At 71.8% G+C, this 17,718-nt stretch carries 15 protein-coding genes; 7 read left to right on the top strand and 8 right to left on the bottom strand.

The features are described 5' to 3' along the window. The first annotated feature begins 1 nt into the window (after nt 1). Genes eccB through BMY74_RS23795 form a run of 3 tightly spaced genes read left to right on the top strand, consistent with a single transcriptional unit; the run spans nt 2 to nt 7,347 of the window. Nucleotides 2-1,375 carry a type VII secretion protein EccB gene (eccB, locus tag BMY74_RS23805; protein ID WP_089919626.1) on the top strand — a complete coding sequence of 458 codons (1,374 nt, stop codon included), beginning with the start codon at nt 2-4 and terminating at the stop codon, nt 1,373-1,375. A gap of 48 nt (nt 1,376-1,423) precedes the next feature. Continuing rightward, nucleotides 1,424-4,003: a hypothetical protein gene (locus BMY74_RS23800; protein WP_143091681.1), complete on the top strand. Its 2,580-nt coding sequence runs from the start codon at nt 1,424-1,426 to the stop codon at nt 4,001-4,003. After that, nucleotides 4,003-7,347 carry a right-handed parallel beta-helix repeat-containing protein gene (locus tag BMY74_RS23795; RefSeq protein ID WP_089919622.1) on the top strand — a complete coding sequence of 1,115 codons (3,345 nt, stop codon included), beginning with the start codon at nt 4,003-4,005 and terminating at the stop codon, nt 7,345-7,347. Before BMY74_RS23800 ends, BMY74_RS23795 begins: the two co-directional genes overlap by 1 nt. A gap of 62 nt (nt 7,348-7,409) precedes the next feature. Here BMY74_RS23795 and BMY74_RS23790 read toward each other — a convergent pair whose 3' ends face one another. The 3 genes from BMY74_RS23790 to BMY74_RS23780 form a co-directional block, all read right to left on the bottom strand. Continuing rightward, nucleotides 7,410-9,455, bottom strand: a complete 2,046-nt coding sequence (locus BMY74_RS23790; protein ID WP_089919619.1) for an Hsp70 family protein — start codon at nt 9,453-9,455, stop codon at nt 7,410-7,412. Between the two features lie 147 nt (nt 9,456-9,602). After that, nucleotides 9,603-10,103, bottom strand: a complete 501-nt coding sequence (locus tag BMY74_RS23785; protein WP_089919615.1) for a hypothetical protein — start codon at nt 10,101-10,103, stop codon at nt 9,603-9,605. A 47-nt stretch (nt 10,104-10,150) separates the two neighbouring features. Further along, a complete protein-coding gene (locus BMY74_RS23780; RefSeq protein WP_089919613.1) occupies nt 10,151-10,612 on the bottom strand; it encodes a hypothetical protein in 462 nt (153 codons plus the stop codon). 691 nt (nt 10,613-11,303) lie between these two features. Here BMY74_RS23780 and BMY74_RS45175 point away from each other — a divergent pair. Both BMY74_RS45175 and BMY74_RS23775 read left to right on the top strand, forming a co-directional pair. Further along, nucleotides 11,304-11,444: a hypothetical protein gene (locus BMY74_RS45175; protein WP_177229884.1), complete on the top strand. Its 141-nt coding sequence runs from the start codon at nt 11,304-11,306 to the stop codon at nt 11,442-11,444. A gap of 30 nt (nt 11,445-11,474) precedes the next feature. After that, entirely contained in the window at nt 11,475-11,708 is a 234-nt protein-coding gene (locus BMY74_RS23775) for a hypothetical protein (RefSeq protein WP_089919610.1), read from the top strand. Between the two features lie 31 nt (nt 11,709-11,739). On the opposite strand, the gene BMY74_RS23770 is transcribed toward BMY74_RS23775, so the two are convergent. Next, nucleotides 11,740-12,267, bottom strand: coding sequence for a hypothetical protein (locus BMY74_RS23770; RefSeq protein WP_143091680.1), 528 nt, complete (start codon nt 12,265-12,267; stop codon nt 11,740-11,742). A 109-nt stretch (nt 12,268-12,376) separates the two neighbouring features. Here BMY74_RS23770 and BMY74_RS23765 point away from each other — a divergent pair, with 109 nt between their 5' ends. After that, entirely contained in the window at nt 12,377-12,559 is a 183-nt protein-coding gene (locus tag BMY74_RS23765; RefSeq protein ID WP_089919607.1) for a hypothetical protein, read from the top strand. Here BMY74_RS23765 and BMY74_RS23760 read toward each other — a convergent pair. Next, nucleotides 12,537-13,166, bottom strand: coding sequence for a GNAT family N-acetyltransferase (locus tag BMY74_RS23760; RefSeq protein WP_089919605.1), 630 nt, complete (start codon nt 13,164-13,166; stop codon nt 12,537-12,539). The two genes, BMY74_RS23765 and BMY74_RS23760, sit on opposite strands and share 23 nt — an antisense overlap. Nucleotides 13,167-13,240: 74 nt before the next feature. After that, complete coding sequence (locus BMY74_RS23755; protein WP_089919602.1) at nt 13,241-13,462, bottom strand: hypothetical protein; 222 nt, start codon at nt 13,460-13,462, stop codon at nt 13,241-13,243. 406 nt (nt 13,463-13,868) lie between these two features. Between BMY74_RS23755 and BMY74_RS23750 the strand changes: the two genes are divergently transcribed. After that, nucleotides 13,869-14,702 carry a hypothetical protein gene (locus BMY74_RS23750; protein WP_089919601.1) on the top strand — a complete coding sequence of 278 codons (834 nt, stop codon included), beginning with the start codon at nt 13,869-13,871 and terminating at the stop codon, nt 14,700-14,702. A gap of 99 nt (nt 14,703-14,801) precedes the next feature. Here BMY74_RS23750 and BMY74_RS23745 read toward each other — a convergent pair whose 3' ends face one another. Further along, nucleotides 14,802-15,500: an O-methyltransferase gene (locus tag BMY74_RS23745; protein WP_089919599.1), complete on the bottom strand. Its 699-nt coding sequence runs from the start codon at nt 15,498-15,500 to the stop codon at nt 14,802-14,804. A gap of 28 nt (nt 15,501-15,528) precedes the next feature. Beyond that, complete coding sequence (locus BMY74_RS23740; RefSeq protein ID WP_089919598.1) at nt 15,529-17,103, bottom strand: HAL/PAL/TAL family ammonia-lyase; 1,575 nt, start codon at nt 17,101-17,103, stop codon at nt 15,529-15,531. Between the last annotated feature and the right edge of the window lie 615 nt (nt 17,104-17,718).

Raw genomic sequence — 17,718 nt, 5'->3', positions numbered from 1 at the left:
GGTGCAGACCAAGAAGGACCACGTCCACGCCTACCAGACGCTCGTCGGCCGGATGAGCTCGGCGTTGCTGCTGGGGGACACCAACTACAGCGAGGCACCCGCGCGGCGCGCCCTGATGGGCCTGGTGTTCGGGATGGTGCTGGCGCTGCTGATCGGCGTTGCGTTCTGGGTGTACGGGCTGATCAACCCCGGCGGCAACATGGCGTGGAAGAAGCCCAACGCCATCCTCGTGGAGAAGGAGAGCGGCGCGCGGTTCGTGTACGAGCGGGGACAGCTCGTGCCCGTGCTCAACCACGCGTCCGCGATGCTGCTCAAGGGCGCCGGCGCCAAGGTCGAGTCCATCTCCCGGGCGTCGCTCGCCGCCCTGGAACGCGGCCAGCCGGTCGGCATCCCCGACGCGCCCGACCCGGTGCCCCCGGCCTCCTCGCTGGTGGCCGGGCACTGGCTGCTGTGCCTGCCGCGCAGCGCGGGCGTCGAGGTGGAGGGCACCGGTCTGATGAGCATGACCGTCGACCCCGACGTGCCCTCGGCTCCCGTCGCCGGGACCGAGTACCTGTGGGTGGCGTCCGCTGAAGGGCAGCAGTACGTGGTGTGGGGCAACCGGAAGCTGCGGCTCACCGACCCGGTCGTGCCCCTGGCACTCGGCCTCGGCGGGGGCAAGCCGCCCGTCGCGCCGCCCGTGTGGCTCTCCGCGCTGCCGGACGGCCCCGAGGTGGGACCGGCGGTCATTCCCCAGCAGGGCAGGAAGAACGTGGACGTCGGGGGTGTCGCGCGGCCGGTTGGGACGGTGTTCCGGCACGTGGCCGGCAACGGCGTCGAGAACTTCTCCGTGCTGCGCGAGGACGGCCTGGCGCCGGTGTCGCGCACCGAGGCCGTGCTGCTGCAGGCCAAGAACGGCGGCGCCGCCGTCGAGATCGGGTCCGAGGTGCTGGCGAGCGCACCGCACTCGGGTGACGACTCGCTCGTGACGCGCGTTCCCGACCTGCTGGCGGCGAAGCCGGTCCCCGCAGGAGAGCGCGCGTTCTGCCTGCGCCAGCAACCCGACGGCGCGGAGGTCGTGAGCCAGGCCGTCACGGTCGACCGCGCGGACGCGGGGTTCGGCATGAACGAACGGGTCGGGGTGCGCGCGAAGCCCGCCACGGGTGTGCTCGCCGCGTCGGTGCCCGCACCGAAGGGTGCCGGTGCCAAACCCGACCGCTACCTCATCACCGATCGCGGCCTGAAGTACCGGCTGGCCGACGACGACAGCATCAGCGCACTCGGGTTCGGCGGTGTCGCACCGGTACCGGTCGCCGCCGGGGTGCTGGCGCAGATTCCCAGCGGTCCGGGCCTCAGCCGGGCCGCCGTGGGCGTGAGTGGGAAAGGACGTGGCTGAGTGAGCCTGCTGACCAGGAGGCCGGATCACCGCGGTGGTGACCGGGACATGACCAGTCACACGATCGGCAACGCCCTCGTGGTGCACCCGCGCGATGTCCTGCGCGACGAGGTCCGCGACATGGCGCTGAACCTCGCCGCCGACCCCGACCACGAGCTCGTCGTGGTCGACCTGCCCCCGTCGAGCTCGTTCACGACGTGGGAGTCGGCGGCGAAGCTGTTGCCGCGCAAGCGACGTGGCGTGCGGCTCGTCATCGGTGGCCGCGCCAGGGAGACGACGGTGCTCGCGGGCCAGTGGTTCTCCGAGCGGCTCGGCCGCACCGTGATCGCACCCGACGGCGCGGTGATGCCGGGCGTCGGCGGCTCGCTCTTCGTCGACGCGGGGTGGGGCACCGGGTGGGTGCGGTTCCAGCCGGGAAAGCCCCCCAAGCGCGATGGCAAGCGCTTCCCCAGGCCCACGTGGGAGTCGGTGTCCGCGCTCGCCGAGGTGATGCCGACCAGCGCGAGCGCGGTGAGCGAGCCCTTGCCGGGCGGGGTGTGGCTGCGTCCGCGCGGGTCGGAGAGCCTGCTGATGCAGCACCGCCAGCGGTTGATCGAAACGATGCCGTGCCAGCCCGACGTCTGCACCATCGTGCTGGGCTGCCCCGGCGCCGCTCCGATCACGCTCTACGACATCACCCGGTTCTGGAGCTGGCTGCCCCAGGACCTGCGGGCCAGGCTGCGACTTGTCCGGTTCGGCCCGATGACGTTGCCCGACAGCGGTCCGTACGGCCAGCACGTCGCCGATGCGCTGGGCGAGCAGATCACCTGCTACAACGGTTTGCCGGTCGGGTCCCGCACCGATCCCCGCATCGTGACCCTGCGTTCCGACGGCACGCCGGGCTGGCAGCCGTTCGCGCTGGAGGTGGCCTACTTCCCCGCTCAGCAGGGGCAGACCGCGCCGCTGCCGACCCTGCTGAGCTACCGGGACCCGCTGTTCGGCATCGAGGAGGTCGAACCGGCCGTCTACCGGTACACCCAGGACGTGCTGCTGGAGGTCGTTCCGGCGGGGCTGTGGGTTCGCTTGGAGCAGGAGGTCGCCCACGGTCCGGCGGTTCGGACGGCCGAACCGGACGGCGAGCGGCACCTGGTGCTGTTCGAGGAGGGCGTTGACGCGGTGACGCCGGAGGTGCGGCGCGCGGCCCAGGACCTGCTGGGCCGGCTCGACTCGCAGACGCGCCGGGTGAGCGAACTGGTGCCCGCGCTGGCGGTCGCGCGGCAGCGCAACCAGGTCGGCGGCAAGGCGTGGGGCGTCGTGGAACAGCAGCCGGCCGAGCCGGTCGCCGCCCCGGTGCCGGCCCCGGTCATCGAGGTCGCGCCACTGCCGGTGGCCGAGCCCGTCGTTCCGTCGCTGCTGACCCCCGAACCCGCACCGCACGTCCCGCGCGAGTTCGCCACGGCGCCGACCGACGCGCCGTTCGCCCTGGAGCCGTCGTTCGAGACGGCGACGGTCCGCCTGGAGAACGGGCAGCTGGTCGCGGACCCGCTGCCGGCGCAGTCGCCGCTGGTCTCCGGCTCGGCGCCGGCGGAGGCGCTTTCCCGGCCGATGCCGGACTTCGCACCGGTTTCCGCGCCTCCGGCGAGCACGCCGCTGCTCCCGCCCTCGGAACCCGATCTGACCGTCGCCGAGCCCGCTGCTGCTCCGCCATCGGAGCGTCCGGTCGAACCCGCGGCCACGGAGCCTGCCGCGGCCCCGACCGACGAGCTGCCCCAGGTCGAAGAACCGGCACCGCCGCGGTCCGCGGCACGCCCGGTGGTGACGGCCGTGCAACCGACTCCGGCGGCCGCCGCGGCGGCGCTCGTTCCGCAGCGCGGCCTGGAGGAGGAACGGGGGTGGCTGCGCCGCACGCTCAGCCAGGAGTACGCGGCCGTGGCCAACTCCGTGAACCGCGTGCTGTCCGAACACCCCGGGTTCCAGGGCGCGATCGAGCGGTCGTCCGGCGCGGTGCTGACCGACGCTGTGGCGATCCGGCTGTACCTGTCGCCCAGCGGTGACGGCCTCGACCAGTCCCTGCGCTCGGGCGGGGTCGGTCCGCACGTGCCGTTCGCGCGCTGCGTCGTGTCGGGACTGAGCAGGCTGCCGTCGCACCGGGGGCCGGCGGTGTTCTCCACCTCCCTGACCGAGCAGGAGCTCGCCTTCTACGGCGGTCGCAAGCTGCTCACGGAGTGGGGTTTCATCAACGCGTTGAGCGCGCCCTGTGCGCGCCAGTCCGAGCAGAACGACGTCGACGTGCTCGTCTGGTCGATGACCGCCCGGCGGACGAAGCTGCTGGAACCGGACGCCGACGCCGTCGCCGACCGCGTGCTCTTCGTCCCGGGCACGAGCTTCAAGGTGCTGGAGCTGACCCCTCCCGCGGACGGTGCGCGCGGCCGGTTGCTGCTGCGCGAGCTCGCCGCCGGCGAGATCGACCCGACGGGCAAGGTCGACCGCAACCGCGAGGCGCTCGACGAGCTGGCGCTCAACTCGTTGCGGCGGTGCGTGCAGACCTGGGGGTCGGGCACGCGGGAGGCACGGGTCCCCGAGTCGTCGCTGGCGCGCTTCGTCCAGCGGCCGGGGCTCACCAGGACCACGACCCACGAGGAGAGCTGATGAACCGGCAACTTCTGGTGGTCGCCACCGACCGGCCAGGCGCCTACCCGACGATCGGCGCCGCGCTGCGGGACGCCCGCGACGGCGCCACCATCAGCGTCCTGCCCGGCCGCTACGAGGAGAACCTCGTCATCGAGCGGATGGTCACCATCACCGCCGAGGACGGAGCCGGCACGGTGGAGCTCGTCGCCCAGACCGGCAGCGTCGCGGTCGTGGCAGCGGCGGCGGCCCAGTTCTCCGGCCTGGTGGTCACGTGCGCCGACTCCGGTGTGCCGGCCGTCGACATCCGGGCCGGCGAGATCGCGCTGAACGACTGCCGGGTCTCGGCGTCCTCGTGGGCGGTGCTCGTGCAGGGGCGGGGAAGCCTGGTCCTGCGCGGGTGCACGATCACCAGCACCGGTGGCGCGGGCATCGTCGTCACGTCGAGCGTCCTCAGCACGGTCGAGGACTCCGAGGTGGTCGGCAACGCCTCGTCCGGCGTCGTGGTGACCGAGGAGGGCAACCTCGTGCTGCGCCGGGTCGCCGTGCGCAAGGCCGGCGGCAACGGCATCTGCGCCAACGGCCGCGCGCGGCTGGTCGTCGAGGACTGCGAGATCATCGAGGCGGACAAGCCCGCGCTCGTCGTGGAGCAGGAGGCGAACGCGGACGTCCGAGGCGTCAAGATCAGCCAGAGCGCGAGCCTCGACCTCTACGTGCGCAGCACCGGCGACGTCACCGTCACCGACTCAGTGTTCACCGGCGCGGGTGTGCAGTCCGCGCACATCGCGGGCGGTGCCTCTCCCCGGCTGCGGGGCTGCCACTTCACCTCGGCGGGCCGCAACGCCGTCTACGTCACCGGTGGGGCCTCACCCCGGTTCGACGACTGCCGCGTCGGTGCCAGCCCGGTCGGGGTGGTCGTCGACACGGCGTCCAAGGCCGTGTTCGGCAAGCTCACGGTTGAGGGCAGCGACCGCGGCGCCGTGCTGGTCGACTCCGGGTCGGCGGTGGAGCTCAAGGGCTTCCGCGCCACCCCGGCGAGCGGTCCCGCCGTCCTGGTGAAGGGGCAGTCGCGGCTGCTGCTCGCCGACGCCGTGATCGACGTCGGTGACGCGGCGGGCATCTCGCTGGCGGAGGCGGCGCAGGCCGAGGTGGCGGACGTGCGCGTCACCGGGTCCGCTGAGCACCTGGTCACCGTGCTGAGCGGAGCCCGCGGGGAGTTCGCCTCCACCCTGGTCCGCGGCGGCGGTGTCCACGCGAACGACGCCTCACTGTCCATCAAGGACAGCGAGGTGGTCGCGGCGGCGGGAGACGGGCTCAGCGCCGGTGCGGGCAGCGTCCTGCAAGCGGTGCGGTGCCGGGTGAGGTCGGCCCGGCGGCACGGCGTGCACCTGCTCAGTGGTGCGCGGGCAGAGGTGCGCGGCTGCGAGATCACCGACAGCGCCGGCGACGGCGTCCTGCTGGACACCGAGGAGGCGGTGACCGTCGCGGACTGCACCGTCACCGGCAGCGGTGGCAGCCCGGTGCGCCGCGCGGTCGAGCACGAACGGTTGTCCGTCACGGGGATCGCCACCGGTGAGCAGGCCTCCCAGCAGCCCGCCCAGCCTGCAGCTGCACCACCCAGGCCGGCCGCGCCGGAGCACCCCTCCGACGCCGGGTCCCCGGCGTCGTCCGCGCTCGGCGGTGCGATGGGTGCCGAGCTGGACGGCCCGCTGGCCGAGCTCGACTCGCTGATCGGCCTGGACGGCGTGAAGCACGAGGTGCTCGGCCTGATCAACCTCATCAAGATGTCCCAGCGGCGGCAGCAGATGGGCCTGCCGATGCCGCCCATGAGCCGCCACCTCGTCTTCGCCGGCCCTCCCGGCACGGGCAAGACGACGGTCGCACGGCTCTACGGCTCCGTCCTCGCGGAGCTCGGCATCCTCGCCAAGGGGCACATGATCGAGGTCGCCAGGGCCGACCTGGTGGCCCAGTACATCGGTGCGACGGCCATCAAGACGGCCGAGGTCGTCACGAAGGCGATGGGCGGCGTCCTGTTCATCGACGAGGCCTACACCCTGTCGAGCGGGTCGGGCGGCAGCGGTCCCGACTTCGGTCAGGAGGCCATCGACACGCTCATGAAGATGATGGAGGACCACCGCGACGAGATCGTGGTGATCGTGGCGGGCTACTCCGAGCTGATGGAGCAGTTCCTCGCCTCCAACCCCGGTCTGGCGTCCCGCTTCTCCCGCACCATCGAGTTCCCCAACTACAGCGTCGACGAGCTCGTCACGATCACCACCAACCTGTGCCGCAAGCACTACTACGAGCTGACCGACGACGCGGTCGACGCGCTCACCGACTACTTCGAGCGCGTGCCGAAGAACGACACGTTCGGCAACGGCCGCGTGGCCCGCAAGCTGTTCGAGTCGATGGTGAACAACCAGGCGTCCCGGCTCGCGCTGGCGCCACCGGACAAGGACACCGAGCTGAACAGGCTCACCGGTGACGACCTCGCCGCGGAGGTCAGCGCGCTCGGTGAGGTGGCGCCCAGGAGCGCAGGGCCTGACTCGGCCACGAACCCCGTCGCCGCCGTGGAAGCGACGCTCGGCTGGCAACGCGTCGTCGCGATGTCCGGGCTCACCGGTGTCCGCGAAGCTCTCGGCCGCACCCTGGTGCAGCTGTGCGGGCTCAAGGCGCGCAACAAGGGCGTCGGCCGGCACGCGAACGTGGTGCTGTCGGGCAGCAGGGGCATGGGACGGCGCGCGGTGGCCACGCACTACGCGCAGGCCTTGGCGGAGCTGCGGCTCGTCGACTCCGGTCACGTGACGCGGTTGTCGCTCGGCACGGACCTGTGCCCGCGTTGGCCGGGACAGGCGATGAGCCTGATGGCCACGGCCTTCGACGACGCGCGCGGTGGCGTCCTGCTGCTCGATGTCGACGACGAATGGGCCGCCGACTCCGCGGAACGGCGCATCGAGGTGCTCGAGGCCTTGGTGGAGGTGACCCGGCGCAACCCGGCCGGACCCGTCGTCCTGCTCAGCGGTGAGGACCTCGCGCTGGCCCGCCTGCTGGAGTTCTCCTCCGAGCTGAGCGGGTGCTTCGCCCAGCGGTGGGACTTCGAGGACTACGACGTGGACCAGTTGGCGGCGCTGGTCGTGCGCCACCTGACCCGGCGCGGGCACGAGGTGCCGGAGGAGGTGACGGCCGCGCTGCGCGACCTCCTGCCGCACACCCGCGGCCGGACGGCCAGGGACGTGCACCGGCTCGCACAGCGGCTCGCCACCACGGCGGCCTCCCGCACCCTCACCGCCGCCGACCTCGAACTGCTCATGAGGAGCGGGATGTCGCGGGTCGCCGCCGAGGAGGGGCTGGCCTCCGTGGGCTGAGCGGCCGGCGTGATCAGGGGTTCCAGCTCCGGCTGTAACCCCTGATCACGTCAGGCGGAAGCTCAGGAGAGGTCGGCGCACGGGATGACCGGCGCCGAACCCGTTGTCCCCGAGGGTTCCCACCGCACCTCGGCGAACTTGGCCTCGAACGTGCCGGTGGTGTGCACGAGGAACGGCACGTCGACGGCCGCCGCGTTCAGGCCCTTGCCCGCGAAGCAGCTCAGCGGGATCCGCATCGTCGTCTTCTCACCGATCGGCAGCCGCCGCATCGAGCTGGTGGCGTTGAGCTGCGCGGCGCACGGGTAACCGCAGTGCGCGGCGAGCGACACCTCGGCGGTGGGCGCCTTGACGACGACCACGTCGAACGTCAGGGTGCCCGACTCCACGTAGGACGTCGCGTCCAGGCGGCCCTGGGGGTTCTGCACGTAGAACTGCGCCGCGCCCTTGCCGGTCCACGTCACCTGCCGCCCGTCCTTCGAGCCGTTGACGTCGGCGGGGCGGACCGCGACCGCCTGCTGCGAGGCCTTGCCGTCGGCCGTCAGCGCGGTGCCCGCCCAGTTGGCCTCGGAGCCGACCATGCTGTGGAACGGCGCCACGTCCCGGCCGTCGTGCAGGAACAGGGGACCGGAGGAGGCCGGGGGAGTGCTGGTGCCGTTCGCCGCGGCTGGAGCCGTCGGTTCGGCGGAGTTCCCTCCCGAGGTCAGCACCACGGCCGCGGTGATGGAGCCTGCGGCCAGCACCGTCACGGCCGCTGCCGCGATCACGGCGGTGTTCCGCCTGCGCGCGGACCGGGTGGGCGGTGCCGCCGTGAAGTTGCGACGCCGCACCGGGAGCTCGTCGACGGAGGCGGCGGGCCGGATGCCGGGCAACGGCGGGCCTGCGGGGCCTGCGTGCGCCGACGGGCCCGAGGGAGCAGGCGGGTTCGTGTGCACTGGCATGCCCGCGGTCGGCGCACCCGCCGGAACCGGCGGCCCGGCCGGACGTCCGGGCACCGCATGAGCAGGCGCAGCGGACCGGTGGGCAGCGGCCGGCACGGCAGGGGAGCGCCGGAGTGCGTTGCGCGCCAGGGCAGCGGCGCCCAGGGCGACGGAGAGCTTGGGGTGCAGTCCGGCGCGGAGCGGTTTGCCGACGGCCTTGGACAGCGTGTCGGCCACCAGTGGGATCTGGGAGGACCCGCCGACGAGCAGCACGCTCGCGAGGTCGCCCGCGCGCAGGCCGGCCGACGAGATCGTGCGGCGGAACGCGTCCGTCGTGAGCGCGAGCTGCGGTGCGATGGCACGTTCGAAGTCCGCGCGCGTCACGGTCACCTCGCGGGTGCCGTCCGGGAGGTCCAGCCGCAGCACGGTGTCCGTGGCGGCGGACAGCTCCTCCTTCGCCCTGCGGCACGCCTCCCGCACCGCCAGCAGGACTCGTGCGTGTGCGGCGTCGGCCGGGTCGAGCCGGGTGATCTCGCCGTCCACCCGCTGGTCCACCAGCGCCACGAGCGAGTCGTCGAAGTCGATGCCGCCCAGTCGTTCGACCCCCTCCGGAGTGCCGAGGATCTCCATGCCGTGCCGCCGCGCCCGCAGCACGGTGGCGTCGAAGGTGCCGCCGCCGAGGTCGTAGACACCGACGATCTCGCCCTCGCCGAGCCGGCGTTCCACCGAGTGGTGCATGGCAGCGGCTTCCGGCTCGGTGACGATGACGGCGTCCCGCACGCCCGCCAGCCGCGGCACCTCCGAGAAGTGCTCGCGGCGGTACGGCCCCCACACCGCGGGGCAGGTCAGCACGACCGACTCCGGTGGCCGTCCCCGCGTGGCGGTCGCCAGCGAGATCGCGTCGCGCAGCTGCGCGGCCATCAGGAGCGCGGGGGAGCGCACCACGTCGCAGATCTTCAACGGCGTCGGGTCGGCCAGCCGCCGCTTGTGGGAGTGGGAGGCCCGCAGCGGCTGCTTCCTCGACTCCCCGTCCGCGGCGTCACCGGTGATCAGCTCGCCGCCCTCGGTGGCGAACACGACGGAGGACACGACGACGTCGCGGCCGAGCGGGATGGCACGGGTGCCCGAGGCGTCCGACACCGCGGCGGCCGTGTAGGTCGTGCCGATGTCGACACCCAAACCGTAAGACATGCGAGAACTCCATGGTGTTTGCCGCAGTGCGGTGGCATCCCAGTCAACTGGAGATCGCGGCGGCCAGTCGGAACTCGAACCGAACAGGCAGACATGTCTGCCTCCGGCCGGCCTGGGTGTTCCGGTGGCCGCGGAGCCGGTGCGGTCTCAGCCGATGAGCGTCCGCGTCCGCGCGGCTGCGGTGACGGGCCTCGCCGGGCGCAGGCCGGGCGGAACCACCGCGATGAGGGCCGCCAGTACCGAGCTCGCGGACGGCAGCCGGCGGTCGTCGGCCTTCGGGCAGCGCACCCAGCTCCTGTCCTGGGCGGCCGCGGCGACGTGCACCACCGGCAGCTCGACCGTGCTGGGTGCCATGAGGTAGCGAACGCCACCGGGCATCTGGCACTGCCCGAGCACGGCACCGTCGGACTCCGCGAGGACCACCGCGGTCCTCCCGCGCCGGTCCAGCACCGTGGGAGGCATCTCGATCCCGCTGTCCTCCATGACCTTCCGCGCACGGAGGAGAAGAGAAGCGGTGGTCTCGAACGCGACCAGCCCTCCGCCGAGCGACAACACGATCGACCCGCCGGCGACGGCCGTGTTCCAGAGCATGCGTTCGCGGTACCACTGCGCGCCGACCTGTGCAGGCTCGGGCTTGGTGAGCACCATCGGCCACCTCCTCGCTGGGGCACCCGTGAGTGAGTGCGGTTCCGAGGTTAGGAGCCCGTTCCGCTCCGGTGGGGTAACAGGTGCTCAGGGGCAGCGCGGTTCTCCCTTGTGGTCCACCTGCGGCCGGATTTCCCGTGATCTGGACGGGATCCGCCATCCGGAAGGGCAGGCGGGGCAGCGCCGTCCGCCAGGAGCAAGGGCCTGGCCCGAGTCGCGCTCAGGTCTGGTTTCTTGTCCACCGCGAGGACGGTGCGCTCGTCTCTCGCCCGCTGGAGCTTGTCGGCCACGGCGGTCCAGGTGGCGTCGGCGAGGAACATCTGGTCGTGCGCGGTGGACTCGTTGCGGCCGACGACGGTGCCCACTCCCAGGTGGTCGACGACCTTGCCCTTGTACACGCCGAGGGAGCCGTCGTCACCGGCGAATGACGACACGACCTCGTTGAACGCCGCGTCGACCTCCCGGTGCCGCGCGGGCGCCGAACCCGCCAGACCCTCTACGCAGCCGCGCACGCCGAGCCCGCGCGCCGTCCGTGCTCCTCGCCGGCCTCCGCCGGGACGTGTCCGCGGACCTCGACCACGTCCCCGCTCATGTGTGCACCGCGGTGACCGGCAAGGTGGAAGGCGTCTCACGAGGTCTCCCGATCCTTCGAGGTGATCCGACCAGCGCAGGTCGCGGGCGGCGGGAGCTGCCGGCGTTTCGTCCTCGAGCCGGGAGGACTGCTCGCCCCGCACCGGTTGTGCGTTCGTCGAGCTGGCCGGTCGGTGCCGACGTGGCTGCTCACCGGTGCGGACCAGAGGATGCTGTGGCGCCGGGCTGCCCCGGAGAACGTCCCGTCCCGACGGGCGGAACGAGTTGATCGCCTGACCGGAAGTGCAGGGCGGCGCGATTTCGTGTGCGTTCAGGCAGAACGGAACCGCGGCCGGCCTGATCGAAGTACAGTGGCCGTCGGCTGATCCAGCCGTTGTACGCCGCGCCACGGTGTACCCGTCCCGGGTTCGTGCCATCAGGCCGGGCCCGGGATGCAGCCGCCCGCAGGCTGATGTCTACTTAGGACTGTTTTCGGCCGCTGGGATTCAGGCAGAGTCCGGAGTTCGTTCGGGCACCGAGCTTGAGGCGCCGCTCGACACGCGGGAACCTGATTCCGGTCGCTCTACGCGATCACCGCCGATGACGGCGGCCACCGCTGCGATCGGAGAACGGATGTCTGAGCCCGGTGGGGAGAACGAGCACGGCTCCCTGGTCGATCTGGTGAACGACGTCTCGAGGGCCGTGGAGGCGGACTCCGCGCGGATCGTCGTCGCGGCGCGAGAACGCCTCGCGCGCCTCCCGGAAGCACCTTGACGAGCTCCCCGTCCCGGCAGGTGGGCTGACGTGGCGCGGTCGCTCGGAGAAGTGCTGCGCCGGCTCTGCTCGGCACTGCGGAACGCCGGTGAGGGCCGCTCCGCGCAGGACTTGGGAGAGCTCCAGTTCGCCGCCGCCGCGGCCGCCGAGATGATGGCCGCGTTCGAGCGGGGCGATCACGAAGCGGTGGCCTTCCACCTTGAGCTGCTCGCTCGTCAGGTGGAAAACCCGCGAAACCCGGGTTTCCGCACCAGCGAGGAGTGAACGGCTTTCAGTCCACAAAGGACATCGAGTGTCAGCGGTCGGCCGTCATCGTCGGGCTGGCGGTACCGTCCAGCACCGCGCTGAGCCCCGCCGACACCTCGGTCAACCAGGACACCGTCGGCTCGCAGGCGTTGCCGCGCACCTCTCCCCGTTCATCGGCCACCGCGGTGATGGTGACGAGGACGAGCCGGATGCAGCTCAGCCAGGCTTCCGCTTCCGCACGGGAAGCGAGGCGGACCACGCCGGTGGAGGACGACAGCGCGCACGCCATCAGGTGAGCGCGGGTCGAGACGTCGCGCAGGCACGCGGCCGCCGAGACGGAGTGGACCCAGTCGGGTTCCTGCCCCCCGATCTCGGCACGGAGGATCGCGGTGGCTCTCACGTCGCTGTGCAGCGAGGGATGCGGCCAGGACCACCCGTCCGGCGTCGTGTCGAACAGGGCGAGGTGGTGGTCCAGCAACGAGACGAGCCCGTTGGCGTAGCTGCGCAGCACCTTGATCTCGTACCTGCTCAGCACTCCGACGTAGGTGGAGTCGCCGCAACGGTCCCAGCTGATCATCGAGACTCCTCCGGTCCGTTCGGCGTTCACCAGGTCGGTGGGGATGCTCGTCCCATCGCCGGAGGTTCTCGACCGCACCGGGGCTTTCGAGTCCGTTTGGGCAGGAACTGTGCGCGAACACCCCTCCCTGCGTCGCACCACGGCCAGACTGGCCGACGTGCTCGGAGTGGGCCTCACCGTCCTGCCCGGTGGTCACGAGGGGTTCCTGACCCGTCCCGCGGCGGTCGCCTCGACGGTGCGTGCGCTGCTGACCGTGCCGGACGCCCGTGTCAGCACGCCACTCCCGCGGTGATGATCCCGCACGACGGGTCACGGCTGATCTCCGGCATGGGCATGCGCAGGCCGGGGTCGCGCACTCCGTACAGCCCACCGGGGTAGCGGTCGCGGATGAACGGCAGTCTTGCGGCGTCGGCACCGAGATGTGCGGCGTAGGAGCGGACAGCCGTGGCGATGCCGGGGTGGTGCAGCGTCCGCAATGGACGGTCAGACGTCAGGTCGGGCAGTACCGTGCGGAACTCGGCCGCCATCATCCGGCACACCGCCGGGTTGCGCGTGACGGTGGCGACGGCGTTCGCCCCGGTCGTGTCCACGAACTCGCGGAAGCACCGCGTTCCCAGCCCTTCCCTCTGATGAGCGGGTGTGATCGCCCGTCCCTCGACGACCCACAGGTCCTGCGCCAACTGGTTGAAAAGGCCGAAGCCCACGATCTCACCGCCGACCCGCAGGATCTGCGCGAGCGTCGCCTGGGCGAACCGGTCGGCGACCTGTTGTCTCATCACAGGTTCGGGCCGGGCGAAAGCGCTGGCGCCGATGTGCGTCAGCACCTCGGTGTGGTGGCGGAAGAACGCCGCGGGATCGTCCGGCCACTCGATCCGGAGGTTTTCCACCGAGCTGGTCACGAAGGCTCCTCGGCCCGTTCGGCCGTGCCCGAGCCGAACCGGCCCGGGCACGGCCGTGGGCAGTCAGAAGTGGACTACCGGGGCTGGACCCAGAGGCCGACCTGCTTGGAGTTGGGGTAAGCCTGGTACATGCACGTGTTGTACCAACGACCCTGGGCGACGCCCTGCTTGCAGGCTTTCACCGCCGCGTCGTGGTTGGGGTAGACGCCCGCGAACGACGCGGCGTGCGCGGCCGGGGCGACCACCACGAGCGAAGCGCACGCGAGTGCGGCACCGGCGATCAACTTCTTCACCATGCTGTTCCTCTCAAAAAGATCATGGATGTGCCCGACTGGGGCGGCGTGTGGCACAGCCTGGCGAACAGCCGTGGTGGTGCCAAGGAAAAGACGACGACAAGGGCATGGGGCGCACACTTGCTTTCCTCTACGCCCATTGGTCACACCGCGCACCCGCACTCGTCCCGGACAGTGGAACGCGCGCTTCCACCCTTGCCGCGCAACGGGTTTCCATTGCTTCGCCGGCGACCACGGGAGGGCGCGGGCGGCCGGCACAACAGGCGTTCCGCCGGGCGGGACATTTCCGGGCCATCGGGCCGAGAAGGCGAATGACCATGTGCGCACAAAGCATTTCCCCTTCGTCCGGGTGTCAGTGCGTCGGTGTCCTGCGCACCGCGAACCCGTCCGACGGAATCCGGACCGCGCGATGACGACCGCACGCGAGCGACCGCTCGGGCTCGACGTCCTGTGCCTGCCGATGCCCGGCGAGCCGCTGGCCGAGCCGGACCCCGTCTTCGGAACCGGTCCGGTGGCGCCGAAGGCGTCCGCACCCGTCGCGAGGGTGGCGGCCGACGACTCGGATCGGGCGTTCTACCGCTGGATGATCGGCCACCACCTGACGTTCGGCGTGTGGCGCATGCTCGCGGACGTGCTCGCCGACGCGGGACGAACCGGCGGCCTGTCCGAGGCCGGCACGGCACGGGCGGCGTGGTGGTACGACTGCTACAGCGCGCTGCTGCTCTACGCGGGCAGCTGCACCCCGGAGGTCTACGCCCGGTCCATCCGTCCGCGGATGGCCGCGACGCACCCGGCGTTCAGCGGACTGTGGGCCCGCGACCACGAGTGGGTGGCCGGTCTGCTCAGCACGCTGAGCCTGCCTCGCGACGGCGTGCTCAAGCGAGCGCTCAAGCGCAACCGCCTGGTGCACATGACCGTGGCGCAGATGCTGGTGCCCGGAGGTGCCTCGCTGTTCAAGGGCCACGGAGGCCGCGCGGCCAACGGCGTCACGGACGCGGAACGCGACCTGTTCGACGAGTTCTTCCTGGTACACCGGGAAGCGGTCACGCAAGCCGGCTTCACCGCCGCGATGCTGACGCGGCTGGGCGCGGTCCGGGACGACCTCGCCGCTGATCCGATCGACGCGAGGGCCGATGTGTTCGCCCTTCTGCCCACCGACCTCCCCGGCATGGTCGACGAGTTGATCGCCGTCGTCGGCGAGCCCCTGGCGGCCGAGGCGCCCATCGGGGTCGCCCTGCCGTGAACGTCCCGGCTGTCCGTCCGTCCCGGCGGAACCGGGATCGAGCTGGCCGACTCGGTCAGCTCGATACCCCGTGCCCGCGCTCAGACCGTCCTCGTCAGATCATCGCCGGTACCCGGCGGGTAGTTTGCGCGCGATGGTCAGCCCGTCGGCCAGCGGCAGCATGACCGCCTGCACCCGGTCGTCGGCCCGCACGTGCTCGTTGAACGTGCGGATGGCAGCGGCGTTGCCCTCGGCGTGGACGCTGGTCGCCTCACCGGCGTACAGCACGTTGTCGGCGATGATCAGTCCGTTGTCGACGACCCGGGGCACCAGTTGCTCCCAGTACCTGATGTAGCTCACCTTGTCCGCGTCGATGAACACGAGGCCCACGGCCGGCTCAGGAGGCAGCTGGTCGAGCAGGTCCGCCGCCGGACCGATGTGCTGGCGGATGCGGTCGGCGAACCCGGCCTCCTGCCAGGCCCGCCGCGCGGTCGACGACCACTTGTCGGTGATGTCGTAGGTGTCGATGACGCCCTCGGCGGGCATGCCTCTGGCGAATGCGAGCGCGGAGTAGCCGGTGAACGTGCCGACCTCGACGATCCGGTGTGCTTTGCTCGCAGCCGCGAGCAGGGTGAACAGCACCGCCTGCTCATGGGCGACCTGCATCTCGGCTACCTGCCCGAGCGCGGTCGTGGCGTCGATCAGCCACTGCTGCACCGGCACCGGTTGCTCGGTGCAGGTGAGGACGTAGTCGAGGATCTCGGGCGTCAACCGGATCCGCTTGTCCACCTGGGTGGCGCCGTTCAGGGTCACGCTCATGCCAGACCTCCTCGATCGGTGCGGCGGCTCAGAGGCCTTGGTTCCACGCTGCGGTCGTGACGTCCCCGGAACCACCGGGGTCACCGGGCTCGGCCATCCCGGCACCGGCGACGTAGGCGTCCACGACGCCGGCCGCCAGGCGCACGTCGGCGTCCAGCGGCCGGTCCTGCTCGATCGGCGGGACCACCTCGGCCAGCCGGTCGGCGAGGCCGGCGCAGAACGGCGCGGTCGGCCGGTCGGCGCGCAGGTGCACCGCCTGCCGCAGCGCGACCGCCAGACCGCCCTGCAGGTGCCGCAGCAACCGCGCGGTCTCCCACGCGTTCTGCGCCGCCTGCGTGCCGAACGGGACGATGTCCTGGTTGTGCAGGTTCGTCGGGAGGCTCTGCACGCTCGCGGGCACCGCCTGCCGGCGCATCGCCGCCACGATCGCCGTCGACGCCAGCTGCACGCCCTGGACCCCGTGGTGCACACCAGGACACGGTGACAGCATCGGCGGAAGTCCGGTGTTCCGGTTGGGGTCGACGAGCAGATCCAGCTGCCGCTCGGTGAGGTTGCCGACCTGCACCGCGACCGTGGTGAGCAGGTCACTCACGAACGAGCAGGGCTGGCCGAAGAAGTTGCCGCCGTGCGCGACGGCCTCGTCGTCGACGAAGAACAGCGGGTTGTCGCTGACCCCGTTCAGGTCGTCGTGCACCACCCCGCCCGCATACCGGTGCGCCGACGTCGCGGCGCCGAGGAGCTGCGGGGTGCACCGGACGCTGTACGGCTCCTGCAGCGGCCGCAGGCCGGTCGGTCGGGTTCCGTCGAGCATCGCGGTCATGCGTGCGCCGACCTCACCGGCGGCGGCGTGGCCGAACGCGGCGAGCAGCCGGTGGTCGAGGAACGCGGTGGTGCTGCCGAGCACGTCCGCCAGCAGCGCGCTCAACGCGGCGGCGGTGTGCAGCGAACGGCCGATCGACCGCCACGCGAGACCCGCGGTGGCAGCGGTCAGCGAGGTGCCGTTGACCAGGGCGAGCGCGTCGCGCCCGTCGAGCTCCAGCGGCGTGAGTCCGGCCGCCCGCAACGCCTCGGCCGCGGGCAGCCGCGCACCGTCCACATAGGCGTGACCGGTGCCACGCAGTGCCTGTGCGACGTAGGCCAGCGGGACGAGGTCACCGCTGGCTCCGACCGACCCGTAGGTCGGCACCGCCGGGGTGAACGTCGTGCGCAGCATCGCGGTCAGACCGTCCACAACGGAGGGTGTGACACCGGACCTGGCCTTGGTCAGCGACGCCAGGCGAGCCAGGACCGTCGCCCGCACCACGGGTATCGGCAGGTCGGCGCCCTGTCCTGCGGTGAGGTGCTGCAGAGTGTTGTCGCACTGCCCGGCCGCGGTGTCCCGGCCGGCGTAGGTCACCAGCGGACCGAACCCCGTGGTGGCGCCGTACACCTCGTGGCCGTCGGCGACGACCGAGTCGACGAACCGGCGGCAGCGTTCGAGCTCACCGCGGCCGGACTCGGACAACCCGACGTCGAGCACCCCGCTCGCCCGCTCCAGCATCACCGCGTCGATCCGGCCCGGCAGGGTGACGTCGTGGGTGACGATGTCGTGAACCGTCGACATGCGAGCTCCAGTGGGTGATGGTGGGTTGAGACGAAGTCACCAGGTGACCGGCGTGAGACCGGGGCCGCGCACCACCCGGTGCTTCCACTCGCCTCCCAAACCGGTCGGTGACCACGGCGCGAACGACGTGATCCACCTGACGGAGGTAGGTGTTGTGCTTTCGATGTCCACCGGCCGATTGTGTGTCGGCAGCCGCGCGCTGTCTGCCCATCGTTCCACGAGCTGGGACGTCGCTCGCGCAGCGGTTCGACAGGTGTCGGGCACAGCAACGCCATCGGTCAAGCGGGAACGGTGCCGCGACTGTCCACAACCGACTCTCGGGCGCTCGTGTCCAGGTGGTCGTGTCACGACGCCGGCACCGAGCACCGGCCAGATCGCGAACGCGTCCACCGCCCGGATCGCGATCCACGGGCACGAGCCTGCGCGGCATCCGCGGCCGGACGAGCGACAACTGCGGAAGTCCACAGGGGTGTTCTGCTCGTCCTGCCTCTAGTGTCGTCACCGTCCTGCCGCTCCGGAGCGCGGTCCGGGCACGCTGCCCGCAGTGGGCGCCTGATGTAGCCGTCAAGTGACGAAGCCGGGCATGGACTGGGCCGCGTCCCGGAGCGGCGGGGG

This window comes from Lentzea albida (assembly GCF_900111005.1).
In the GTDB taxonomy this organism is placed as follows: Bacteria; Actinomycetota; Actinomycetes; order Mycobacteriales; family Pseudonocardiaceae; genus Lentzea; species Lentzea albida.
This window is presented reverse-complemented; position numbering and strand designations above follow the sequence as displayed.

Excerpts from the sequence above, each read along its gene's own strand:
- BMY74_RS23800 (WP_143091681.1), top strand. The coding sequence starts at position 1,424 with ATGACCAGTCACACGATCGGCAACGCCCTCGTGGTGCACCCGCGCGAT.
- BMY74_RS23795 (WP_089919622.1), top strand. The coding sequence starts at position 4,003 with ATGAACCGGCAACTTCTGGTGGTCGCCACCGACCGGCCAGGCGCCTAC.
- BMY74_RS23790 (WP_089919619.1), bottom strand. The coding sequence starts at position 9,455 with ATGTCTTACGGTTTGGGTGTCGACATCGGCACGACCTACACGGCCGCC.
- BMY74_RS23785 (WP_089919615.1), bottom strand. The coding sequence starts at position 10,103 with ATGGTGCTCACCAAGCCCGAGCCTGCACAGGTCGGCGCGCAGTGGTAC.
- BMY74_RS45175 (WP_177229884.1), top strand. The coding sequence starts at position 11,304 with ATGTCTGAGCCCGGTGGGGAGAACGAGCACGGCTCCCTGGTCGATCTG.
- BMY74_RS23770 (WP_143091680.1), bottom strand. The coding sequence starts at position 12,267 with ATGATCAGCTGGGACCGTTGCGGCGACTCCACCTACGTCGGAGTGCTG.
- BMY74_RS23755 (WP_089919602.1), bottom strand. The coding sequence starts at position 13,462 with ATGGTGAAGAAGTTGATCGCCGGTGCCGCACTCGCGTGCGCTTCGCTC.
- BMY74_RS23750 (WP_089919601.1), top strand. The coding sequence starts at position 13,869 with ATGACGACCGCACGCGAGCGACCGCTCGGGCTCGACGTCCTGTGCCTG.
- BMY74_RS23745 (WP_089919599.1), bottom strand. The coding sequence starts at position 15,500 with ATGAGCGTGACCCTGAACGGCGCCACCCAGGTGGACAAGCGGATCCGG.
- BMY74_RS23740 (WP_089919598.1), bottom strand. The coding sequence starts at position 17,103 with ATGTCGACGGTTCACGACATCGTCACCCACGACGTCACCCTGCCGGGC.